Consider the following 23757-nt stretch of genomic DNA (forward strand, 5'->3'; position numbering starts at 1 on the left):
GAAAGTTATTATTTCTTACATCGAACCGGAGCGCTCAAACTTTACCTTCCCCTCCATAAGGTCCCGGAGGGCGACCATGGTGATCTTGCGGGCTTCGATGTCCACGGTTTGGCCTTCCTGCAAGGCCTGCAACCGGGCCAGTCGCATGGCGTTAAGGTGTCGGGCGTGCTGCGCGGCCACGATGACGGCCTCGTAGCGATTCGATGTCATACGGTCGACATTCTCAATGTTCACAGGCTTCATTGTGTTCCTCTACATTATATAGCCGTGGGGCTTAACCAATGATATTCCGTATTTGTTCCGCCGACAGGGACTGGACGCGACAATGATGCGAGCGCACGATGCTGAGCACGTCCTGGACGGCAACGTCAAGCTCCTGATTGACAACGACATAGTCGAACTTATGATACAACCTCATTTCCTTGCGTGCGTTCTCGAATCGGACCCTTAACTGCTCTGCAGTCTCGGTCCCCCGCTGGCGGAGGCGGCGTTTGAGTTCCGCGATCGATGGCGGCAGAATGAATACCGTAATGGCATCCGGAAACTCACGTCGCAGTCGAAAGGCGCCGTTGACATCAACATCCAGAAGCATCACACCGCCGCGACGACGAATCTGCTCAAGCGGTTGGCGCGGAGTACCGTACTTGTACAAATGAACGCGGAAATGTTCCGCGAAAAAACCTGCCCGCGCTTTCCGGTCAAACTGCGGCTCAGTTACGAACACATACTCGCGGCCGTTTCGCTCGCCAATGCGCGGTTTCCGGGTCGTATAGGATACCGAGAACGTCCAGCCCTGCCGTCGCCGCGAACGCGAGAGCAGCCGTCGACAGATCGACGTCTTTCCTCCTCCCGAGGGGGAAGAAATGATGACGATCTTGCCGCGGGCGGGCGTTAGTGACAAAGCAGATATCCTTGATTCACTCGACGTTCTGGACCAGCTCGCGGAGCTTTTCGATCTCCTCTTTGAGCGTGATCGCCAGGGTGGTAATTCCGAAATCGGAGCACTTGGAACCGATCGTGTTGGCCTCTCGATTCATCTCCTGCAAGATGAAATTCAACCTTTTGCCGACCGGCTCGCGAAGTTTGAGCGCATCCCTGAATTGATCGATGTGACTGATAAGCCGCGTACATTCTTCCGTTATGTCGGTTCGTTCGGCGAAGATGGCGATCTCTTCTTCCAGGCGGGCGGAATTCCGCGTCGATGGGTCCGTCAGTTCCGCAATGCGGGTGGCCAGCTTCTCGCGATAAACTTCAACGGCATTGACCGAACGTTTCTGCACCTGTGATACGGCGTCCTTGAGCACGGAGAGGCGCTTGGCCATATCTGTAGCCATAGCCGCGCCCTCTTTCTTACGCATGGCGCCAAGGGCGGCCAGAGCCTTGGCGAGGGTCTTTTCAAAAACGGCCCATGCCGCATCGATGTCCCGGCCTTGTCGTTCCGGCTTGGCGATATCGGGAAGAATGAGCATATCTCGAATCGTCACATCACCGGGGATCCGAAGCTCCTTTTGAAGCGCGACAAGCTGTCGCCAGTATGCCACGAGCGCCTTCCGATTTACCAGAAATTTGTCCGGTGAGTCATCGGCTTCTTCGAGCGTCACGACGATTGTCACCTGTCCGCGTGACAACGACCGCGCCACCAGTTCCTTGACTCGAACTTCCAGGGCCGCATACTGTCGCGGCAGGCGGATGGTCAAATCAAGGAAGCGGTTGTTGACACTGGAGATCTCAGCCGTCAGCATCCCCAGCCGGGTACTCTGCTCGGCACGGCCGAACCCCGTCATGGAATAAATCATGATACGTCCTTGCTAAACAAGGCACAAAAATAGAGCCGAAAGGCGAAATGTCAATCGGAAATCTTAGGGAAGTCAGTTTCGTCGTTTCAACGTGAGCTTTGGTGGACGCGTGTCTATCAGGCGCCCTGAGGCGGTTACTTTGATCTCCGGTTCGGTCGAGGTCACCAGTGTGGCCAATGCCAATTGGATGCGACGCGCCGATTGCTGGATCACCTGGAGTTTCCGCTGCAACTCCGAATTGCCGCTTTTGAACTGTTCGACCAGTAGTTCGGCTGTCCCCAGAATGGTCATTAACGGATTGTTGATCTCATGCGATAACGTGCCGGCGACGATATTGACGATCTCCGTGCTGTCCCTGTCCTGCAGTTTTTCTTCCAACCTGCGCGTCTCCAGGATCAGACGGCGATAGCGGCAGACGTCTTCGATCACGCGCGGCACGGATTGATAATAGGAGCCTTCCTTGATAAGACACTGATCGGCGCCCGCATTGAGTACTTCGCTCGAATTGCGACCTGAGAGGTCCTCGGACAGGACAATGATCGGCGTGTCGACTCCGTCCTGCCGGAGCGCGGCAACGATGCCGAAACAATCCGATTCGGCAAGGGTGGCGTCGACCACGGCGGCATCGTAGAAGCGGTGCCGAAGCTCGTCAAGCGTCTGACGACTGGATGTCACCATGGTCACCTGACTGTGGGGATAGCGGTTCTTGATCTCCGCCTCGATCCGGCCGGCGTCCTGTTGATTGCCGCTGGCAAGCAGAAACGTGAAATCAGTTCGAGTGGTCCGCTGGAGTGTTCGCATGCTCTCACACCGGAAGCTTGAGTGTGACGGTGGTCCCCTTTGACACCGTCGATTTTATCTCCATGGTCCCGTTCAGACATAACATGAGTACGCGTACCATGGCGAGCCCGAACCCGCGCCCGGGAAGGGACAGAACCGCCGCATCGGGGACACGGAAAAAGAAATCGGTGACTTTCGCCAGGTGCTTCTCCGGGATCCCGGCGCCGTTGTCCGCGAACTCGAGCACACAGACGCTATCCTGCACGACCCCCGTGACCGTCACTTCGGCCGGCTTGCCACCGGAAAAGGTAGCGGCGTTCTTGAGGATTTCTTTAACGATAGCCTGAAGCTTGTGTGGCGCAGTAGTGATCTTGGGAAGATTATGGAATCGCACGGTCGGATTTGGTCCGCCCTGCACTGACCGGACCTGGTCGCTCAGGCGCCGCACCAGAAGATTGAGGTCGACCGTTTGGCTCGTTTCTGGTTGTTTGATAAGCGCCAGAAGTGACGAGACATCCGACAGCATCCCCTGAGCGCGAACGATCCGCTCGGAAAGAGATTCAAGATGGAAATTGCCGTCACCGGCAAGCTGATCGTAGCATTGATGTGCCAGTCGCTCGGCGGTCCTGTGGGCGGCCGAGAGCATAGACTGCAGCGCAGCGGCGACGCCGATCTGATCGGCAATACCGATAGCTTCGGCGTGTTCTCGCTCCGCTTGCAGAGTCGGCACAGCGACAATACAGACTTGATCGGTTGACTGGTCCAGGCACACCGGTGTAACAAACAATGAGACAGCCCGACCCTCTTCCAGGTACAGAGCTATCGCTCGCTCCTGACCACCGGCTCGACGCTTAAGCAGTAGCGAGAGGGTATCCACGACATCTGGCGAGTTGTTCGCGCCCAGGACATCAAGGAATTCCTGCATCGTGGTCGGACAGCGCCCTGAAGCGAAAAGTAACTCGAACGGCTTGCTGATCCTGAGATGGCCGCCGGTCTCGATTATGCAGTACGGCAGCCCAAGCTGCGAGCCGACCGCATCCAACGCCGCCTGTGCGTCTGTCGCTGCGGAGGGTTGTTCGTCGGTCGTGTCCGGTGACGCGGCTCGCTGGATCAGATCAGAGGCAAGTTGAGCGCGGATGATTGGCCGTTCCATGGATTCAAGTGAGGCAACCCGGTCGGAGAACACAAAGCGAAGGAGAAACTGTCCGTCGGCCGGAGCTTGGATTGACACGATGTACTCGTTGGGAGCAGAACCGGCTTTCTCGATGGCGTGACGTACCATGGCCGAGTCGGTGAAGCAGTATTCCTCGCCGGACAACGCCAGCCAGGTATGCAACGGCGTAGCCGCAGGAGGTTCGAGAAGCGGCGGTTCGAGCGCGCCGGCGGGCGATGCAGCCGCAACCGGCTCCAGTTCGCCGGGATGAATTCGGTATACGACAAACCACTTCGCTTCTGTGTAGGCGCACACCGGCGCCACCACTTTGTTCCATTCACCCGGAAGCTGCGCGTTCAGGACGGTTGCCAGGAACTCATCGACAAGTGCGGTCCCGTCGATCGTCAGCCGCATCGACGCTGCCGGGTCGGTGTTCATCACCAATTGGAAATTGACGGGGTTGCCGGCTATGTAGTTGAGTGAAATGACGACAGTTGAAGGCAGTAACTGCCCGCTCGCACCGACCAGCGAGACCCGCGTACTCTCGAAAAAGGACTCGTAGTGATTGCGCTGCCGGACAATGTGGGTGATCAGGTCCTGGTCGGCCGGGCCGACGAAATCGACGAACGACTTGCCGAACAGATCTTCTCGCGAATGACCGAACAGTTCCTCGCTGGCATCATCGACGAAAACAAATCGTCCTTTGAGATCGATCTTGCAGACGGCGCAGCGCCTGATGCGCGGGCTGAGGTCGCTGGTCGTGGTAGACATGCGGGGTCGTCTAATCGGTTTTAAAAATCTTCACTATTTCGTTGCCTCGGCTGGTCTGAACGCGCGCAAGATAAACGCCCGGCGCCACAAGCTGGCCGCGCGCGTTCCGACCATCCCATTGAACTATGTCGGCGCTCTCATTGTTTCGATTGAGCCACTCCCAGAGGTTTTCCCCGGCTGAGTTGAAAATCGTGACGGCCTTAATCGGATCGGCTGTCGTGCTTTGAATGGTGATCGTGCCGCTAAACGGGTTTGGGGATGCCGTCAGTCCGGGTCTTGCTGCCGGATAAGTGCTTATGATGATTGCGGTTGTGTCAACGAATCCCGTGATCGCTGCTGTCAGCCGGACAGCCCTTGATCCGATATTCTGCTCAACTCCGTCGACTTGCAGGGTACCGGTACCATCAAAGTTGTCCTCGAACACAATACCCGCAAACGGAGACACAACTGCAAGCGCCGGCACTTGACCTATTCTACCTGAGGTTGTTATGGCAACATCGACCCTTTCACCCACCCGGATGGTGATGGGGTCGTGTTTATCGATCCTAATGATGTCTGCCGAGCGCGCGGCATCGTAGATACCATAGCCGAGATTGTTGTCAGGATTGCCGGCATGGCTGCCGTTCTGTTTGATCAGGGTTCTCAATTCATCGGCGGTAATGGCGGGAAACTGCTCGAGCGCCAGTGCCGCGCCGCCGGCGACCAACGGTGTCGCAAGGGACGTCCCCGAGGCATCTGTAGTCCCACTTCCAACCAATGCGGTCGCAACATCGGTCCCTAATGATGCAATATCAGGCTTGATCCGGCCATCCGCGCTTGGCCCCGGCGACGAGAAACTTGTTACCTGACTGTCGGGCGTAGCCGCGCCAACCGCAATCACGGAATCGCCATCGGCAGGAAAGGTGATGCGATTCCAACTGTTCCCTCTTTCGTTGCCCGCGGCTATAACCACCAATATGTTCTTCGAGGCTGCGATATCGGCCGCAACAGTAATACGTGCGGTGTTCCCATCAAGCTGGTCGATGGTGTAACTGCCGCTGTCCTGAAAAATGTTGTACCCCAGTGAGGAGCTGATGATATCGGCGCCAACGGAGTCGGCCCATTCGGCGGCTGCGATCCAGTTGTCCTCTTCAATTCTGTGTTCAACACCACCACAGGTGATTTCTGTCTTTGCCAGGGCATAATCCGCGCGGTACGCCGTGCCGATCAACGTGTCGCGAATGAAACCACCGATCGCGCCGAGCACCAACGTGCCATGATAGTCCTGATGATTTGACAACGAGAAATCTTGAGGGCAATCCGGTCCGTCGACAACCGTGTCGGCATTGATGAAATCATAGGTGGCAACGATGCGGGTCGAATCGAAAGCCCGGTGATGAATGTCATAGCCGGTGTCGAACAACGCTATGAGTACGCCTTTTCCGGATAATCCATATTGATGGAGTTTAGCGGCCTTCGTGAAATCGTTCTGGACTTCGGTAATTTCGGCATCCGGTGCTGAGACTTTCGGCGCGGTCGGCTCGTACGGGTCCGGTACGAAACGGAAGCTGTTGACAACATCGACGCGCTGCACAGCATTGAGTGCCGCCAGAGATGCGAGCTGCGACGGCGTGGCTTCGACCGATACCGCTTTCAACCAGCGCGAGATTGTCCGCACGCGGGCACCGGTTGCGCGGATGAACTGAAGCGCGTCCTCAGAGATGCGGAAGTCGCGCCAGTCGACCAGGTGGTTAACCGGGTCTACCCGGTCTCGACGGGCCCGTGCCCGGTCGGTCAAAGGAACAGATGTTCTGTCGCCAACTGACGAGTCGAGCAAGAGCCAGCAATTGGCAACCTCGTTGGGGAGAGTCTGGTTTACAACTGAAGCGGCCCGCGGAGTCAGTTTGGTACCCCAGCCTGAGTCTGCTTCCAATGCCGCCGGCAGAATGATTACGGCAAGAATCAGGATGGGTATGCGCAAAGTCATCATCGGTGGTCAGCCGTTCCTTGAGCGGTGATAAGGGTGATTGCCATGCCCTCGATTATCTTGCGCCGGTCGATCATACCCGTTGTGCGATCGGCTTCAACAGGCCAAAGCCCGATCATTCGCACAGGCGTGCCTTGTATTTCTCCAACAATAACTGAGGACTGAAGGTTTGGGTACATATCCGAACTGGCTCCGGAAAACATGAGTTTTGCTATCTCACTGACCAATAGCGTTGAGGAATCACCGACATCACCGGCAGCTGTTTCGGGATACCACAGGCTGACCATACTACCACCATGAAACGCTCGATCACAAACGAGGTTTCGGCCCAAAGCGATAGGAAACGCCCACGCCGAGCGAAACCGCCAGGCATAGGTCTTCTCGCCTGTAGGGAAAACAAGGGGCGGCACGACCGGGTCACCCTTTTGCCGGCTCCGGGTAATATTCAGAATCACCGTGTCATGTCGGGGCGAAGGCAGAAGACCGTAGATTTGAATTTCATTTGCTAACTCTCCGGGCCCAACCAACTCGAAACTGCTGTCGACCGTGAGCGCAACGTTGAAATGTCCCAGTTCTCCGCGCCACCCTACCTTCCTCACCTTTTTGCCGGCGTACCATTTCCCTTTGAAAAAAGTCGCGATGCTCGGATGCCAGACCATGTACACGGCGGGCATGTCAAGGTTCGTCCCGGACATCATATTCGGTGAGAATCGCGTAGTGAATGCCGCCAGCAGAAAGAGCGTCTCGAGAGGTTGGAGTGGATTGTCCAGTGCGATACGCGCTTTGGAACTGTCCCCCTTCTCCACCTGCACCACGGTCGGTGTTCCGTTGACGAGCAGACTGTCAAGTGAACAGACCAGAGTTCTGCTCTCCCCATTCTTGGATTTTTTCCAATGCGGTAAGTTGAGATACAGTTCTCGCAAAGTCTCGTTGGTGCGGTTCTGATACCCAAGCTCCCAATCTCCTCGGATCAAGGAAGAATCAACCAGGACTCGCGCCCGGATTGTGTAATTGGCTGCAACAACAGGCGGTGGCACCGAAGGGTAATTGCCGGGAGTCGGAGCATTCTCCTGCGCGGCGATTGTCGAAAGAAGCGACAGTATGGCCGCGAACATAACGATCAACCGTGATCTCACAGGACTTTTGCCAGGAATTCGCGGGTCCGCGGATGTTGCGGGTTGCCGAATATCTCTGTAGGGGGGCCCGATTCGACAATCTTGCCGCGGTCCAGAAACAACACGCGTCCCGCCACCTCACGCGCAAACCCCATCTCGTGGGTCACCACGAGCATGGTCATCCCTTCGCGGGCAAGCTGTTTCATCACCTCCAGTACTTCCCCGATCATCTCCGGGTCAAGAGCCGATGTAGCTTCGTCGAACAACATGACTTTTGGATTCATAGCGAGCGCCCGCGCGATCGCCACGCGCTGCTTCTGACCGCCGGAAAGCTGCGCCGGAAACGCATCGACTTTGTCACTTAGTCCAACCTTGGCCAGCAGTTCCCGGCTAATGGTTGTCGCCTCGGCGGCAGGACGAAGGCGCACGACGCGTTGCGCCAGGTTGACATTCTCAAGCACGTTCAGGTGCGGGAACAGATTAAACTGCTGGAACACCATCCCCACCTCGAGACGGATCTGGTGAACATCCTTGTGCTGTCGGTCAAGACGGTAACCATCGATGTTTATCTCACCGCTATCGATATCCTCCAGGGCGTTGAGACAACGAAGCAGCGTCGACTTGCCGGAGCCGGACGGTCCGATGATACAGATGACCGAACCACGCTCGACCGACAGATCGATCCCATCGAGCGCCGTTACTTGACCGAACCGGCAGACCACCTGGCACATCTCGATAATCATTTTTTCACCACTCCAAAACCACGAACCTGGACTTTCTGTTCGAGCGCCCGGACCAGACGGGTGAGCGTAAGTGTCATGATAAGATAGATCACTCCCACCACCAGCCAAGTGTGGAAGTCCAGAAAATATTGGTTGGCGTATTCGCGCCCCGCGCGCGTCAGTTCGCGCAGTCCGATGATCGAGACAAGCGACGAGTCTTTAAGACAGGCAATGAACTCGTTGGCCGCCGGCGGTACGACGATCCGCACTGACTGTGGCAGGATGATATGCCGCATGGTCTGCCAGCGGGTCATGCCGAGCGACATGGCGGCTTCGTGCTGACCGTAGTCGATTGCTTCAATACCGGCACGGAATATCTCCGCCAGGTAGGCGCCATAGCAAATGCCCACAGCGAGCACCCCGGCCACGAACCGGTCCAGATTGACGACCTTGCCAAGTCCAAAGTAGAAGAAGAAGATCAGCACCAGAAGCGGCACGCCGCGGACGACATTGATATAGCCGCCCGCAACAAGTCGAAGCCATCGCCGGTCGGAGACCCGAGCGACGCCAAACAGCAGTCCCAATACCAGCGCAATGACGTACGACAATACGGAGATAAGAATGGTCCAGTGGACCGCCTGGATCAGATAGAAGAAAATCCGGGTTAGCGTGCCGATCTGGTCAATCAGCCAGTCCACGAAATCACTCGGGCATCATCGGGGTTTGAGGCCGGTACACGCACCGACTCACTTCTTCTCGGGCTTCTTGATCAGACCTTCCAGCAAACTACCGGCATCCTGCTTAAGTTTGTCGGTTGCTGATTTACTTACCGCTGCCATGTCGAGTTCGGCATTGGGATGGTCGATCGTACCGGTGATTTTCAACGGCAGACGGAGCCGTTGCGTCCTGGTATCGCTTAGCGCATTGGCCAGGCCGGCCAGCAATCCCCCCTGAGCCGTAAGCCCCTGCGTCATCTCACGCGATAGGAAGATCGAACCGGAATATCCGATATCGCCGTTGAATCCGTAGAACCCACCTAATTCCAAATCACCGAGGTCACCAAGCGTTGTCTTCAGGCCGTCCAGCATGACCTTACCATCCTTTATAGTGATCTTACTGGTGAGTCCCTTAAGCGGCTGCTCTTTATTGAAAGTGCGTCCTGCCTTCTGAGCTATACCGGCCAGCGCATTGTAGAGAATCCCTGACGTCACCAGCTTACCGTCCTGAACCGTGCCAAGCCCGTTCATGGTCAGAGTTTGCTGAAACTGCTCCGGCTCCCACCCAGTCGCATCGTAATGGCCATTGACGTCGAATTTGCCGAACAGATAGCCGCCAAATGGACTGAAACGCGAGACAAAATCGTTCGCCTCGATCTGGGTAGCCGTAAACTCTCCCACGTATCGCGGGTTCTCGAAATCATTCAGGTCTATCACCGTCTTCCCGGCAACCGCACCGGTGTACGCTTTGCCGGTGGCATCATAGACTTCTATCTTGCGATCATAGACCTTCACTTTTCCTTTGATATTAGTGAACTCGATCTTGCTATACACGAGGGTGTCGATCGCGAACGACCCGGCGCCATCGATGTCAGGTACGATAATGCTCGGCAGGGAATCGATCGGCATAGCCGGGTTGATGGCGCCGGAACCCGGCACCGCCTCGGGGAACAGCTTGTCGGAATCAAACCGCCGCGATGTCAACTGGAACGAAAAGAACGGCTTGACGAGTTTGGAACGGTCCACCGTTTTCAGCGGCAGCAAGTACGGGAACGGTTTGCTGAGCCGACCGGTGAAGCTGGCATCACTTGATTCGAATTGCACCGCCAGATTGCTGACGGTAATGGTGTCGGGTGAAACGATAAGTTCGGCATCGAACCGCTTGACCGGCTCAGGCAACAAAGAGTCGTTGTAGGCGCCGTTCGCCACCGTCACCTTCCCACGCGGCCTTATCTTCTCAAGCTCGCCAACACTCCCCACAACACTCACGTCGAGGCCAACCTGACCGGCGAGTGACGGATGTCTTTTGGCCGGGAGAAATGAGTTCAACACTGCCAGATTCACCTTGCCGGTCAGCCTGCCGTCCAAACCGGGATGAATCTCCCGCGCGGCAATCGAATCGGCCATGACCCACGCCAGCAGATTGTCGATCCGTCCGGTAAACGCGAGATCGGCCGACTTGGATTTCGCGGAAAGCTTCCGTACACTGACCACTTTCTTGTCGACAAAAGCATCAAATAAAAATGTATCAAGGCGCTCCGGCATGAACCGAGAGTTGTAACTTCCCCGATCTACCTCGATGTCACCTGCGATATCGAGGTTCTTGGGGTCCTTCACGCGTCCCACAAACTTGATATCAAGTCGCGCTTCTCCGGTCAGCTCGTGCATATCGGGGGCCGGTAGAAACGGCTTGAGAAAGACGAAATCGACATAGCCGGCCAGGTTGCCGTTGACAAACGGGTCGACGAAATTCGTCAGCACGATCGTACTCCGAAGCGGCTTGCCGTTGAATGTCCCTTCCTGGACGCTTAACCGCACTGTGTCCGGCTTGCCATCGATCACCGCCCGCTTAATCTTCAGTTCCCCCATGATGTCCTTCCTCGACAGTGTCAGGTCGGTCATCACGGCCGTCCCTGCGTAGTGAAGCGGGCGCGCGGTCCGAGCGGCGTCGTAATCCACGGAAACATCAACGGCAAAATCGCCGCTTACCCGAAACTGTTGCAGCATCTCGAACCGCTCTTTGGGCATCAGGCGGAGTGCATCGACTGCGGCAATGCTCTCGGTTTTCAGCGCCGCGCGTCCTTTGATACCGGAAGCGTCATGCGACAAATCCCCACTCAGGTTTAGCCGAAGCCCGCTGATATCGAAATCCGCTTTCTCAAGGGTCAGATACTTCCGGTTCAAATCATATGAGGCGCGGTAATTGAGTCCCGCGGATACCACCGGGACAGGCTGGACAGTTTTGACACGCACGCTGTCGATACGCAGACGCCCGGAGGACATGTACACGCCGGGGCGCGGATTCTCCAAAGCGGTGTTGAGATCGACGTTTTCAAGCGTGACGGTCAAGTTGCTGCTGTCGTTGCGATATTGGAGCTGCCCCTCGCGAATCTCCAGTTTGTCGAAACTAACGGCCGCAGCAGCAGCCTTGGTTTCTGCCGGCATTGCCTGGGCCTCGACAGGAAGCGCCGAATCAACCGTGCCGAACGTATAGTTGTTCGAGCCATCAGCCAGTTTCAGCATCGACACGTGCGCCCGGTTGATAATGAACCGGTCTATCGCAACCTGTTTGGAAAGAAGCGGCAGCAGCCGGAGCTTGACATCCACATATTCGGCGTTCAGAAACGGATCGCCACCAAAACCATCCGGGTTGCCGATCGAGACGTTATCGAGACGAACCCCCAATCCACCCCAGAAAGAGACCTTAACCTCTTGAATGTCGATAGGACGCCCCAACGTGGTGCTCCCTTTCTCGATAGCATACGCCTTGGCCTTATCGACCGGAAAGAACAACTTCGCGGCGATGACCAGAACGATCAGCAACAGTACGATGGCGCCGGCGATCCAGGCGAGTATCTTCAGGAACTTCTTCATGTCTTGGCTAATCCTTTGTCTCAAAAATGCTTCCAGACTATTCTACCCGCAATGCTGATGTTCATCAACATAAAAGAGGAAAACCCCTTGGTCACGCCCTCGAAGAAAAAGGCAGGTTGACGCAGTTGTCAGCCTGCCCTGTCGAACTCCATGGACCGTGCATCAATACTCGACAGTCTCTCCCGGTTTCAGGATGACCACCTGGGCATCTTTCACCTTCCGCGCAAATTCCTCCGGACCGGCAGCGATGACCGGGAACGTGTTGTAGTGGAACGGCACCACTTTCCTAGGACGGACAAACTCCACCGCCTTGACGGCATCGTCGATCCCCATCGTAAAATTGTCTCCGATAGGTAGAAACGCCAGATCAATACTATTCATCTCGCCGATAAGCTTCATATCGTAGAACAGACCGGTATCACCTGAATGATAGACGGTCTTGCCGCCCATGGTGATCAGAAAGCCGACCGGCGGACCGGTGTAGACATCGGCATTGGGCCCATAGCCGCCGCCATGGTGGGCGATTGTCAGTTTAACCCGGCCAAAATCGAACTGGTGAGAACCGCCGATATGCATGGGGTGATACTTAGTGCCCTTCCGACCGCACAGACTGGCCAACTCAAAATTGGCGATGATCGTCGCTCCGGTCCTCTTGGCGATGGCGATGGCATCTCCAATGTGATCCCCGTGTCCATGCGACACCAGGATGTAATCAACTTCGATCTTATCCGGCTTGACCGGCGCCAATGGGTTTCCTTCGAGGAATGGGTCGATGATCAGCCGGTACTTCTCGTGTGTCAGCATGACACAGGAGTGACCAAGAAATCGTGCCTGTGGCATAACTCCTCCCTAAGCTCCGTCAATTGACGCAACAAAACTGGTTTTATACAATGACGCCGCCGCCCAGCAGTACATCACCATGGTAGAATACCACCGATTGCCCGGGCGTGATAGCGCGCTGTTTGTCCAAGAAGCTAATGCGGACCTTGTCGGCTGTCAATGGCGTAACCATCGCCTCGGCCGGCTCGTGAAGATAGCGGATTTTCACTTCGGCCTGAATCGGCTCGACCGGCGCCTCAATAGCCACCCAGTTGACAGAACGTGCCTCCAGCTCGTTGCGATACAAGCGATCCTCCTCCCCTACAATCACACGGTTGGTCCCGACATCGATCTCCTGCACGTACAGTGGCGTAGGGTGAATGACCCCAAGTCCCTTGCGCTGACCGATTGTGAAAAAGGCTGTGCCGCTATGCCGACCGAGCAGGGTTCCATCAGCGTGGACGATCTCGCCCGGAACGAACCCTTTACCACGCTTCTGCTCGTATTCTGTCAGAAAACGACGGTAGTCATTGTCGGCGACAAAGCAAATTTCCCGGGACTCTGCTTTCTCGGCGGTGCGGAGACCGTGGTTTCGGGCAATATCACGCACTTCCGTCTTGCGATAGCCCGCCAGCGGCATCAACGTTTGCGCCAGAGCTTCCTGCGAGACACCCCACAAGACATACGACTGGTCGCGGGTGCCATCAACTCCCTTGCGGATCTGACACCGTCCAGTCTCATTCTTTTCGACGAAAGCGTAATGTCCGGTAGCGATGTAATCGCAGCCGAGTTCTGCAGCCTTTTGAAGAAACGCGTGCCACTTGATATCGATGTTGCAGATCACGCAGGGGTTCGGAGTGCGACCAGAGCGGTATTCGCCCACAAAATTCTCGATCACCTTCTCACGGAACGGACCGGACATGTTCAACACATAGAACGGTGCGCCAATGACGTCGCACACCAGGCGACAATCGGTGATCGAGTCGATCGTGCAACAGCGACCGTCCTTATAGATATCGCCCCCGACTTCGACATAGTCCCACAACTTCATGTGGGCGCCGATAACGTCATACCCTTGCTCTTTGAGCAAGAAGGCGGCGACGGAGGAATCGACTCCGCCGGACATCGCTACCAAAACTCGTGTCGCCATAATTTACTACGAAAACGGAGCCGAAGAACGGCCCCGTCAAACTTCCGTTCTTTCCGTTGCCCTCATCACGGTTTTGACTGTTGATACGCCGGCGACATGGCACGCAGCCGCTCGATAATTGGCGGAAGGACCTTCAATACATGATCGAGTTGCTCACGGGTGGTCGAACGTCCGAGCGAAAACCTGATTGCACCTTTGGCAATGTGCGGGTCGATGCCCATGGCGGTCAGCACGTGGGAGGGTTCCGTCGCACCAGATGTACATGCCGAGCCGGAGGCAACCGCTACCCCCTCCATATCGAGCGACAAAATGATCGGCTCCCCTTCTACCCCCTTGAAAGAGATATTTGCAGTCTGAGGTAAGCGCTGTTTGCGTGGGCCATTGAGCACGGTGTCCGGAATGCGCGCAAGGATGCCGTCGATCAGATAGTTCGTGAGTTCATTCAAGCGCTGTGCGTCCTGGGCCATCCTCTGGCCCGCTATTTCGAGCGCCTTCGCCAATCCAACCGCTCCCGCCACGTTTTCGGTTCCGGGACGGCGCTTCCGCTCGTGGGAGCCGCCAAACAGAAGTGGAGTAATCTTGACACCCTGCCGTACAAACAGCGCCCCGGTCCCTTTCGGACCGTAGATCTTGTGGCCGGTAAGCGACAACATGTCGACACCAAGGTCCTGGACATCAACCGGCACTTTACCTACTGCCTGAACGGCGTCCGTATGATACAGGGCCCCCTTCTCATGTGCTACTTTTGCCAGCGATGAACTGTCCTGGATGGTCCCGGTCTCGTTGTTGGCGTGCATGACGGAGACCAGCGCGGTTTGATCGGTTACCAAACTGGCGAGCTGTGCCGGTGAACAGAACCCTTCACGGTCAACCGGCAACAAGCTGAGGTTCCAGCCATCAGTATGATGCAGTCTTTCTGCCGGCTCGGCCACGGCATGGTGTTCGGTGGCGCCGATGATCAGATGGTTTTTTCGTCCCTTGAGAGCGTACGCCGTTCCGAAAACGGCCATATTGTCTGACTCGGTACCACCGGAGGTGAAGATCAACTCCGCTGGGCTGCAGTTGATAAACGCTGCGATCTGCTCCCTGGCGTTTTCGAGCGCGACCTTAGCTTCGCGACCGAACGAATGTACTGAGCTGGCATTGCCGAACCGTTCATGCAGATACGGCAACATAGCTTCCACCACAGCCGGGTCGACCGGAGTCGTGGCATTGTGGTCAAGATATATAGGGTCCGTTGGCATCGTGCTTATTCACCTTTAGTCACACAAGAACTATCAATCGTTAGAACGCATACAAGATAGTAAAGTGCCAGCGACTGGTAAACTGGAATCGTTCGGTCGGAATGACACGTGCGTAGTCGACCCTGATCGGACCGGCCGGGGAAACCAGTTGGACGCCGGTTCCGTAGCTGTACGCCAGGTCTTTGAGCTTGAATTCATCCCAGGTACTGAAACCGTTGCCAATATCGACAAAGACTGACTGCCAGAGCGGCATGGCCTTGAATAGGTCGCCGAGAAGTGGAACCACATTGAGAACCTGGATACTCTTCCAGCGAAATTCCTGATTGAAAACGGCTGTGACATTGGCACCATCGGTCGGTCCCAGCGTATTTTCACGAAACCCTCGGACTGTATTGGCGCCCCCTAGATACAAACGATCCTCGCGGGGAACCAGGGTCGATTTGCCAAACGCTTCTGCCCACCCTCCCTTGAGGCGCGTGGCCGAGATCCATCCGGGCCACACCACCTGATAGCTCGAGTACGCCGCTTCGTAGGTAGTGAAGTTGGCGTCGCCGCCAAGAAAACCGCCTACATACTGAGCAGAGAAGAGAAACAGCGAACCTCGCTCCGGGATGAAGATATTCTCGCGGCTGTCCCGCTGGAAATTCCAATACAGTTTGCGCCGCCCGGATACCCCTGCTTCCTGGATAGCCACCAGCACTTGGTCGGCCGGTATCCCGGTGATGTTGACAGATTCGTACTGCACCCCCAATTGAGTCGAGTATTCGCGGCCAAATTTCCGACCGGTCGAGGCCGAAACGGACCAGGAACTGATTCGGTAATCCTGTTTGGCGGATTGCACCTCCGGCCTCACCTCGCCCGTCAACACCAGCGGCATGCGTACCCCCAGAAACCATGGTTCGGTAAAACGGAGTCTATAACGATGGTCAAGTAGCCGGGTCTCCGAACCCAATGAGAACGAGTACTGCGAGGTTGCATCGACGACCCTGGATCCGATGAAGTTTCGCTTGCCGAATCCAACCGAGGTATCCCACTGGAGATCGCGGACTGTCGACTGGGCCGCACCGGTCTTAAGCGTTACATATCGGGACTTGCGCTCCCGGACTCGCAGGATGAAACCTGGTTGAAGGCTGTCTCTGTCCTCCGGATCAACGCCCAGTTGCAGGGTACTGAAATAGCCGGATTCATAAAGCCGCTGTTGGGAATCGATAATGTCCTGCCGACGATACACAGCGCCCGGTTTGACCTTTAGTTCCCGGCGGGCCACGTAATCAGGGAATCGGGACAGCCCGTCGATTTTCACTTCGCCGAACCGCACTGGCCAGCGCGCATCAACCTTAAACGTCACCGGATACAGCGGACCCGGTGCGGTTGAATCGACTGCGTAGTCAACCACGGCATGCGGATAGCCGTTGTTCGCCAGAATGGACTTCATCGTGAAAACTGCATCCCGAAGACGGAACAGATCGATGGGGATTCCTTCTTTAAGACGAAGCGCCGTCCCCTCGATATCCCCTTTGAATCGGGATTCGAACTCACCGATCACCGTTCTCGCGCCGAATCGGAATTGCCTGCCTTCCGAGATACGGATGCGGACCAACGCCGACGAGTCCTTGCCCATCGGTTCATAGTCTTCATCCATGACGACATTCAAGAATCCCTCCCTGAGATACATGTACTTAATCTCAAGGCTGTCGCGTGAGGCGGTCTCCCTCTGCACCCGGGCGCGCCGATCCCCTTTGATCGCCCGCCACAGACCCCGCTCCTTGGCATACATCCGTTTCTTGATTTCCCCGGACTGGAAATACGTGTTCCCTTCGATGACGATCTTGCCGATAGGTGGATTCTTGGAACGAACCCACCGAAGCGTCTCCTTTTCGATGGCCGCAGATGGCTCCCACAGAACCAGTATCGATGTCACGCCACACAGTATAAGACCCCAGAGACGCATCAGAACTCCAGATGCCAGTTGAGACTGAGGTGATACAGTTCGTCTTCATCCCGAAGCCCTTCGATTCGGACCGAGCGGTTAAGACGATACTCGAAACCGACCTCCTGTCCCGTTCCGCCCGATAGAGCGGACCGTCCGTACACATACAGACTTGGCGCCGTATAGAACCCCAACGTCACCTGCGACTTGAGCGGATCAAGCTGTCCGCGGTTATAGGTTGGATCGATCTCAAACGTCTCCACGCCAAGCCGGCTAAGCTGGCGCGTGCCGAGCTGGGACACCTGCGCCGACACCAGGCCGGTGAGGCGCTCTTCCACCTGGCTCAACCCCCCGGCCGACGCCGTATCGGAACTCGAATAATTGGCCAGGAGAAGTGGAACAATATCCTCGCGCGAAAGCCCTTCGGACAGGGTGTTAAACTCCGGCGTCTCCAGCGTGCCGGTGATATGGAGACAGAGGTCTATCGGCTCACGCGACTCATCATTCGGTCGGTTTACGCCCGGGATGCGGGTGCAGGCGGTGATATCCAGGGTCGGATTCAACTTGGCGATGTCATCGAAGATGACTCGGCTGCCGTTCTCGATGCGAAACGTCTTGTCAAACAAGAATCCTTTGCCGCGAAGAATCTCCATCTCGCCGATGAACCGATAGGCGCCGCTCTCGCGGATGAGATTGATGGTGCCGGAAAATTCAGCGTCGATATCCTGGTTCTTGATCCAATAGTTCGACAGGATGTCGATGTTGACATCCACGTCCCAGGTGTTCTCACCCGCCAACAGGGACATGAGTGGCGAACCGGCTTCTTCGGACGCAAACTCGGCACGATATCGTGTCGAGAGAATGGTAATATCACCCGTGACTTGCGGCGGCGACTCCCCCTCCACATGCACGTTGCCGGCCACCACTCCCTGGATATCTTCGAGCTCATACGTGTACGGGAATGGCCGTGGGAGCGAGACATCTACATCGTAGTACAACCGGTCAAGCGCCTCCACAGTGATAATGCCGTCGATAACGGCGTATGCCTTCTGCCCACCTCTTCGCTTATCCTTCACATACGCCTCGATCTTGTCAATAATGACCTGATTGTCTTTCATGGTCACGCCCGCTGAATCCGTGTACAGTGAATCGGCGAGGTCGAAATACTTCAGCCGACCGTTCTTCAAGTACGCTTCGCCGTCCAGATGCGGCGACGTCGGCGTGCCGAAAATCCGAAAATCCGCAAAAAAATCGCCGTCGAGTTGTTCCACCGACGGCAACACAAAACTGACCAGGTCGAACCGCTTGTCCGAGGCGATGATCGAGAGACTGATCGGTACATCAAGCAGGTGCCCCAACGTGTCTGCTGTGAGGTCGATCTGATACCCGAAATATCCCGTGGCCCTGTAGTGACCGGGATGACTGAGAATCTGGAGCGTGTCTATTTTCACCTGTTGGTCACGATAGGTGGCGGCGATCTGCAGATCGCCGATTGACAGTTGACGATAGACCACCGAATCCACAGTCCCCTGCAGCGTAATTTCAGGCCACGCGAATGTCCCCGCCAGACCGATGGCCAGCGCCGCTTTGCCGTCGACGTCGAACCCCTCGCGCACCATGGAGCCCCACATGCGGACCGGGATGCTCTGCGCATGAAGAGCAAGATTCATCGATTCATCGAAGTTGATCCGTCCGGTACCCTCAAGTTCTCCCTCGGTCGACACGAGCCTGGCTCGTGTGATATTAAGACCAAGCGTATCGATCTCAGCCGTCAATAATCCACGATTGTGGAGTTCCCGCCCCAGCAGTTTGGCTACCAATGAATCGAGCGCTATCGTTTGCGGGTAAGTACCATAGTTGAACCGGCCGCGGGTCGACACGGCAAGCTGTGGGTTGTGCAAGTGCACGGCGTCAAGCGTCACCAGTCCCGAATCCATTGTCATAGTCGCGTAGGTGCTGTCGAGTTGTTTTCCCCAGAGAGAGCCACCATAACCGAGGAATACCACTGAGCCATGCTGCCGCGTCAGGAAGCGTTTGATATCAAATGTCGATCGGCAGCTGTCGGTGTGGAAGTCGTACAAGCGGAGCGAATCCGAGACGAACGTTCCGCCCAGATCAGGGTCACTCGTGCTACCGGTCAATGTTGCTTCTGCCCGGCCGCGCCCGCCAAGGTCCTTGATGAACAGCTTTCCGGTATAGCGATCGAGGTTGTCAAGACGGGCCAATACCCGGAGATTCAAACTGTCCGAATAGTCAACGCTGCCGGCGACTTGAAGTTCATTCTCGTAGTAGGTGATGCCAAACCATTCGCCGAACGTAACGGAATCGGACGTGACCACCAGGTTCCCGCGAGCGGATTGCAGCGGATAGTAGTCAAACATGGATTCGTACAGTTCCACGCCGATGTCGAGACGTAGTCGGTCGGTGCGAAACGATGATCCGTGAAGGCGCAGCGAGCCGTTCAGGTCCGATGGAAAGCCCTTCGGCAACAGCTGCACGAGGTCGAACCCGTGCACGGTGGCATCGAGACGATACGCCGGATCCGGCGACGTGAAGTCGATGGCGCCAGAGCCATTGATACCGCACTCGCTGAACACGATGCCGTACAACGTGTCAAAGACCAGGTGCTTGTCGTGAAATCGGAACTCCGTGTATAAGTTTTCGAAACGGGCCACCGACAGCGTTCCCCCCACATTGACCCGCCCGCTGATCATGGAGTCGGTCAAGACAACACTGCCCGTGGCATCGACTGTTCCCGAGAGCTTCACGCCAAACAACCGCGCGGGCTCTTCCAGGGAGAGATCGTTGATGTCGTATTCGAATTGGGCCGTTCGTTCGCCGAGCCGCGTGATGCCGTTGAGGTTGATACGCGTGGGACCTGTCACGAGTGAAACATCACGCACGACCAACTGCCTGCCCGCCAGCGTCACCTTTCCCTGTGATGCGGTTATGCGCAGCGGCTCGCGGTTGGAATCAAAACTCAACTGTTTCACGTCGGCCGACATCGTGCCTTCGTCGACGTCCAGCGAGGCGACCAGTGTGATATTCGAAAAACGAAGCGTATCTCCATCCTTGATAACGTTCACGGATGCACCCCGGACGCTGCATTCATCGACGTGGATCGAGGGGGGGGCTGTTGCATTTGCCGTCCCTGAAGCACTTGTGTGCGGACGCGGCAGACGCCAATGACCCGCGCTGTCCGACTCGAGCCGCACGGCAGCGGAGTCCAACTCGACGAAACTGAAGATGTAGTTGCGGTGCCACAGATTGGCAATGGAGTATGTCAATGTGAGTCGGCGCGCGGAAAAAAGCGGCAGTTGCGAGGCAGAGTCGACCAGGTCAATCACGATATCCTCGAGCACCAGCCCATGCAACAGGTCGCCGCGAATGTCGCCGATGGTGACGGCGACCGGATACCTTTGGCCCACCAATGCCGACAGCCTGGTGCTCACCAGTCGCTCCAGACCGTGCATGCGCCAGAAATACACATAAACACCGATAGCGGCTATGATCGCCACGATCAGTGCGCCCAGCAATCCTTTCAACCACCAGCGCACGATCACTCCGTCAGCCGGTCCAGAAGTGTCCGGGCTGTCGCATATCCCTCACCGGCAGCGTCACCAACATCATTGACCACTGCCGCAAGAAGTTCGGCGGTTGCGCCTGCACGAAGAGCCCCTCGCATGTGCGAGTGCAACTGTTGTTCACGGTTTTCCATCATCAGCATCGACGTGATCGCCAGCTCCCGTTCCACCAGGCCGAGTCCGGGGCGCGACAGCACCTTGCCATACCCCTCAAGGATCATCCATTGGAAGATCTCAGGAGCGAATCCCTGCACTTTCTGCCGGAGCGAAGCATACGAGTCACCATACACTTTTCTACACAGTGCTTCTCCGTTTTGTCGCCACGTTTCGAGTTCACCCGAGCTGACAGGCTCTGCCCCGGAGTGATGAACGGTTGCAGGGATAACGCGCGCAAGATGTTCCGCCGCCTGGAGCATCCGAGGAAAACCAAGGAAGAGATACGATTGAAGGACCGCCTCGTTAAGATTGACCCTGCTGACATGGTATCGCCGACACAGGTCGACGGCCATCGTCAGGCAGTCCTCACGTGACACCGTCATCGCGGCGGCATAGAGGGCGATGCAGCGTGTAGGCGACTCCACATCCGGATCGGCAACCGCCAGGCGTGCCCGGAGCAGATCGGCGGCTTTCTTCATGCCGCACAAGAAAGGGAAAACTCAAGGGAGTGGCAATTTGAAAGTCGGTCAGCGAAACCGTTCCACCCGGCTTTCCAGACGCGAGACTTCCTGCTTCAAGTACTCGATCAGACGCGTCAGGGAATCCGGAGACGGTGCGGAGGGTTCATCGAACATGGTGGAGCCGAATTCGGTCTGGGAAGCATTGAGGGTCTTTCGACCGATTTGGAGCTGAATATCAGCGTAGGTGTTGTTGCGAATGAACTCCAGACTCACCAGCGAACCGGGCCTTGTCTGCTTGACCCACTGCGCGAGCTCGGCGGCCGAGCTCACCGGCTGATGGCCGAACCCGGTGATAACGTCGCCACGACGAATTCCGGCGACGGCTGCCGGTGACACTGGCACCACGTACGTGACCACAACACCTTTATCCAAAGAGAGGGCCACGGCATGAACGCTGGGTGTCAGGTCACCAGGCTCAGCGTCCCGCGGCATATCTACGGTCTCGATATCAACCGTCGAGACGCCGATAAACCCGGCGGGGCGATCCCCTTTCGTCAAGAGAAATTCAACAATACCGGGGAGTTGATATGCCGGAACCGCCAGCATGACGGCATCGGTGGACCCCATACTGCCGGTGACCACGCCGAGAAGATTGCCCGAAAGATCGAAAACACCGCCCCCCTTGCTGCCCGATGTTATACGTGCTGTGAATTGCAGCATGCCGTCAGAACGGGCCCCCGCGCAGAATCCCAGTGTAGGCGTGGCGCGCATGCCGTACGCATTACCCATCGCCACCACCAACTGGCCGGCACAAATCTGCCGACTGGAATAAGTGACGGGCGCACCAAGTCTGGCCGGAACGTGAAGCACGGCCAGTTCGGTCGGGTAATCCACCGCCACAACCTTCGCGGGTAATGTCCGATTGTCAAAGGTCACAAGGATCCGCTCACGGCCCGCTACGGCCGCCGCGGCCACCACGATGTGCCCCGACGAGTCACAGATGATTCCCGATGAGATGAGACTTTGGACCACCCCTCCGGCAGGGAGACGCGATACACGCCCTTGCCCTGGACGGTTCGAACTCTCTACCGTGACCACTGACCGCGACAAGCGGTACACCAACTCATTCATACCCGATTCAAGGGAGTAGAGCGGGCGATCATCGGCTATGAGGGTAGTGGAAAAAAAGACCGCCGCGAACAGCCATGCGGCCAATCTACCGGCGGTCCGTACAAAGGACATTAGCATTTTAGTATATCTGGTGAACCTCCGTTACAGGGGTGGCGCCAACGGGCTGGTAGACGCGTACGATCGGGCGAATCTCGATGTACATGGAACCGAACGGCGTCGGCAGTTCAACTCCCTGGCTGTACCATCCGGCGACCGCCAGCGGGTTCATTGCCCCGAATCCGCCGGAGCGTGTCAACTGACCGGAAATACGGCCGGCCCGCTCTGCGCGCGCCAGCTGCGTATTCAACGACCAGTCTTTCTGCACATTTACGGTTAGATTGGGGTTGTTGTACGGCTGAGCGGTAAGATACGAATCGTCGAGCAGCGACATACCATCGGCCACGACCGGCTGCGGCGTCTGCACGATTGGCTGACTCTGCCTGAGCAGACTGACAGCTACCAGAGCTACGGCCACAACTGACACGGCTCCAACCAATACCTGTCGCCAGGATAACGCAGGCGCCCGATGGGGCAGATACGCCCTGGTGCGGGTCTCGGCGAATCGCTCTCGAGCGATCCGATTCAACAGCTTAGTGTTGAAATCCGCTGATATTGCCGGTGTCGCCAGGGTCGGCAATGTCTGACGGATTGAACTAAACGCCGATTCTTCGCGCCGACACGCGGCGCAGGTCGAAAGATGCTCCCGAACCGCGACCAGGTCCCGGCCGGTCATCTCTCCGTTAGAGTATGCCGACAGGTAGGAGCGTACTTTTCGACAACGCATGATGTTCCTCCAGTCTTGGTTCCAATTTGTCTCGTAATATCAAACGGGCGCGATTCACGCGCGATTTCACGGTACCGAGCGGCACATTCAGCGCCTTGGCCACTTCTTCGTACGGCATCTCCTGAACGTCGCGCAACAGAAACGCCGTACGATATTTCTCCGGCAATTCCTTGATAGCCGCATCCAGAACCTCCGGCAGGCGAGTCGGAAGCTTTGCATCCACTGCAAATTCGGCCTCGTGTCCTTGCATCTCGGTTATCTCATAAAATTTGAATTTCTTGCGCTTGCGTAACTCGTTTCGTGCCAGGTTAAGACCGATCGTGTAAATCCAGGTTGAGAAACAATGCTGGAAGTTGAACGACTGCCGATGCTGGTACACGCGCACGAACGTCTCCTGGACTATATCCTCAGCTTCTTCCGTCGATGAGAGCATCCGTCCGATGACGTTCATGAGCCGATCTTTGTACCGATCGACCATCGCGTTAAACGCCACCATATCCCCCTTCTGAATGGCCTTCATCAACGCAAAGTCTATGTCCTTCTCGGTTGTCTCTTTGGCCATGACG

The 23757-nt window shown here is 56.6% G+C and carries 19 protein-coding genes; all 19 read right to left on the reverse strand.

Annotated elements, in window-relative coordinates:
• Positions 1-15: 15 nt before the first annotated feature.
• On the reverse strand, positions 16-243 hold the full coding sequence (rpoZ, locus tag AB1644_02660; protein ID MEW6049949.1) for a DNA-directed RNA polymerase subunit omega: 228 nt from the start codon (positions 241-243) through the stop codon (positions 16-18).
• A gap of 31 nt (positions 244-274) precedes the next feature.
• A complete protein-coding gene (gmk, locus tag AB1644_02665; protein MEW6049950.1) occupies positions 275-901 on the reverse strand; it encodes a guanylate kinase in 627 nt (208 codons plus the stop codon).
• A gap of 16 nt (positions 902-917) precedes the next feature.
• Positions 918-1796, reverse strand: a complete 879-nt coding sequence (locus tag AB1644_02670) for a YicC/YloC family endoribonuclease (GenBank protein ID MEW6049951.1) — start codon at positions 1794-1796, stop codon at positions 918-920.
• A gap of 72 nt (positions 1797-1868) precedes the next feature.
• The gene (locus AB1644_02675; protein ID MEW6049952.1) at positions 1869-2597 is read right to left on the reverse strand and encodes a histidine kinase dimerization/phospho-acceptor domain-containing protein; all 729 of its coding nucleotides are present in this window, start codon (positions 2595-2597) and stop codon (positions 1869-1871) included.
• Between the two features lie 4 nt (positions 2598-2601).
• Entirely contained in the window at positions 2602-4500 is a 1899-nt protein-coding gene (locus AB1644_02680) for an ATP-binding protein (GenBank protein ID MEW6049953.1), read from the reverse strand.
• Between the two features lie 10 nt (positions 4501-4510).
• The gene (locus tag AB1644_02685; protein ID MEW6049954.1) at positions 4511-6469 is read right to left on the reverse strand and encodes a S8 family peptidase; all 1959 of its coding nucleotides are present in this window, start codon (positions 6467-6469) and stop codon (positions 4511-4513) included.
• Positions 6466-7581, reverse strand: a complete 1116-nt coding sequence (locus AB1644_02690) for a hypothetical protein (protein ID MEW6049955.1) — start codon at positions 7579-7581, stop codon at positions 6466-6468. The genes AB1644_02685 and AB1644_02690 overlap by 4 nt, the downstream gene beginning before the upstream one ends.
• 17 nt (positions 7582-7598) lie before the next feature.
• Positions 7599-8324: an amino acid ABC transporter ATP-binding protein gene (locus tag AB1644_02695; protein MEW6049956.1), complete on the reverse strand. Its 726-nt coding sequence runs from the start codon at positions 8322-8324 to the stop codon at positions 7599-7601.
• Positions 8321-9001 carry an amino acid ABC transporter permease gene (locus AB1644_02700; GenBank protein MEW6049957.1) on the reverse strand — a complete coding sequence of 227 codons (681 nt, stop codon included), beginning with the start codon at positions 8999-9001 and terminating at the stop codon, positions 8321-8323. Before AB1644_02700 ends, AB1644_02695 begins: the two co-directional genes overlap by 4 nt.
• Positions 9002-9049: 48 nt before the next feature.
• The gene (locus tag AB1644_02705) at positions 9050-11893 is read right to left on the reverse strand and encodes an AsmA family protein (protein ID MEW6049958.1); all 2844 of its coding nucleotides are present in this window, start codon (positions 11891-11893) and stop codon (positions 9050-9052) included.
• A 162-nt stretch (positions 11894-12055) separates the two neighbouring features.
• Positions 12056-12733, reverse strand: a complete 678-nt coding sequence (locus tag AB1644_02710) for a metal-dependent hydrolase (GenBank protein MEW6049959.1) — start codon at positions 12731-12733, stop codon at positions 12056-12058.
• Positions 12734-12776: 43 nt separating this feature from the next.
• Positions 12777-13862, reverse strand: a complete 1086-nt coding sequence (gene mnmA, locus AB1644_02715; protein MEW6049960.1) for a tRNA 2-thiouridine(34) synthase MnmA — start codon at positions 13860-13862, stop codon at positions 12777-12779.
• 65 nt (positions 13863-13927) lie between these two features.
• The gene (locus AB1644_02720) at positions 13928-15106 is read right to left on the reverse strand and encodes an IscS subfamily cysteine desulfurase (GenBank protein ID MEW6049961.1); all 1179 of its coding nucleotides are present in this window, start codon (positions 15104-15106) and stop codon (positions 13928-13930) included.
• A 40-nt stretch (positions 15107-15146) separates the two neighbouring features.
• A complete protein-coding gene (locus tag AB1644_02725) occupies positions 15147-17057 on the reverse strand; it encodes a BamA/TamA family outer membrane protein (protein ID MEW6049962.1) in 1911 nt (636 codons plus the stop codon).
• Positions 17057-20593, reverse strand: coding sequence for a translocation/assembly module TamB domain-containing protein (locus AB1644_02730; GenBank protein MEW6049963.1), 3537 nt, complete (start codon positions 20591-20593; stop codon positions 17057-17059). Before AB1644_02730 ends, AB1644_02725 begins: the two co-directional genes overlap by 1 nt.
• Before the next feature lie 2 nt (positions 20594-20595).
• The gene (locus AB1644_02735) at positions 20596-21255 is read right to left on the reverse strand and encodes a carboxymuconolactone decarboxylase family protein (GenBank protein ID MEW6049964.1); all 660 of its coding nucleotides are present in this window, start codon (positions 21253-21255) and stop codon (positions 20596-20598) included.
• Between the two features lie 48 nt (positions 21256-21303).
• Entirely contained in the window at positions 21304-22485 is a 1182-nt protein-coding gene (locus tag AB1644_02740; GenBank protein ID MEW6049965.1) for a S1C family serine protease, read from the reverse strand.
• Position 22486: 1 nt separating this feature from the next.
• Positions 22487-23191, reverse strand: coding sequence for a zf-HC2 domain-containing protein (locus tag AB1644_02745; protein MEW6049966.1), 705 nt, complete (start codon positions 23189-23191; stop codon positions 22487-22489).
• Positions 23148-23753 (reverse strand): sigma-70 family RNA polymerase sigma factor, encoded by a 606-nt coding sequence (locus tag AB1644_02750; protein ID MEW6049967.1) that lies wholly within the window; start codon positions 23751-23753, stop codon positions 23148-23150. Before AB1644_02750 ends, AB1644_02745 begins: the two co-directional genes overlap by 44 nt.
• Positions 23754-23757 lie beyond the last annotated feature (4 nt).

It is taken from the genome of Candidatus Zixiibacteriota bacterium (assembly GCA_040753875.1).
Lineage (GTDB): Bacteria > Zixibacteria > MSB-5A5 > GN15 > FEB-12 > DATKJY01.

What these genes read in the sequence shown, in the direction of transcription:
- AB1644_02720 (MEW6049961.1), bottom strand. Translation starts at nt 15,106, where the DNA reads ATGCCAACGGACCCTATATATCTTGACCACAATGCCACGACTCCGGTC.
- AB1644_02725 (MEW6049962.1), bottom strand. Translation starts at nt 17,057, where the DNA reads ATGCGTCTCTGGGGTCTTATACTGTGTGGCGTGACATCGATACTGGTT.
- AB1644_02675 (MEW6049952.1), bottom strand. Translation starts at nt 2,597, where the DNA reads ATGCGAACACTCCAGCGGACCACTCGAACTGATTTCACGTTTCTGCTT.
- AB1644_02695 (MEW6049956.1), bottom strand. Translation starts at nt 8,324, where the DNA reads ATGATTATCGAGATGTGCCAGGTGGTCTGCCGGTTCGGTCAAGTAACG.
- AB1644_02680 (MEW6049953.1), bottom strand. Translation starts at nt 4,500, where the DNA reads ATGTCTACCACGACCAGCGACCTCAGCCCGCGCATCAGGCGCTGCGCC.
- mnmA (MEW6049960.1), bottom strand. Translation starts at nt 13,862, where the DNA reads ATGGCGACACGAGTTTTGGTAGCGATGTCCGGCGGAGTCGATTCCTCC.
- AB1644_02685 (MEW6049954.1), bottom strand. Translation starts at nt 6,469, where the DNA reads ATGATGACTTTGCGCATACCCATCCTGATTCTTGCCGTAATCATTCTG.
- AB1644_02750 (MEW6049967.1), bottom strand. Translation starts at nt 23,753, where the DNA reads ATGGCCAAAGAGACAACCGAGAAGGACATAGACTTTGCGTTGATGAAG.
- AB1644_02690 (MEW6049955.1), bottom strand. Translation starts at nt 7,581, where the DNA reads ATGTTCGCGGCCATACTGTCGCTTCTTTCGACAATCGCCGCGCAGGAG.
- rpoZ (MEW6049949.1), bottom strand. Translation starts at nt 243, where the DNA reads ATGAAGCCTGTGAACATTGAGAATGTCGACCGTATGACATCGAATCGC.
- AB1644_02705 (MEW6049958.1), bottom strand. Translation starts at nt 11,893, where the DNA reads ATGAAGAAGTTCCTGAAGATACTCGCCTGGATCGCCGGCGCCATCGTA.
- AB1644_02710 (MEW6049959.1), bottom strand. Translation starts at nt 12,733, where the DNA reads ATGCCACAGGCACGATTTCTTGGTCACTCCTGTGTCATGCTGACACAC.
- AB1644_02735 (MEW6049964.1), bottom strand. Translation starts at nt 21,255, where the DNA reads ATGAAGAAAGCCGCCGATCTGCTCCGGGCACGCCTGGCGGTTGCCGAT.
- AB1644_02670 (MEW6049951.1), bottom strand. Translation starts at nt 1,796, where the DNA reads ATGATTTATTCCATGACGGGGTTCGGCCGTGCCGAGCAGAGTACCCGG.
- AB1644_02745 (MEW6049966.1), bottom strand. Translation starts at nt 23,191, where the DNA reads ATGCGTTGTCGAAAAGTACGCTCCTACCTGTCGGCATACTCTAACGGA.
- AB1644_02740 (MEW6049965.1), bottom strand. Translation starts at nt 22,485, where the DNA reads ATGCTAATGTCCTTTGTACGGACCGCCGGTAGATTGGCCGCATGGCTG.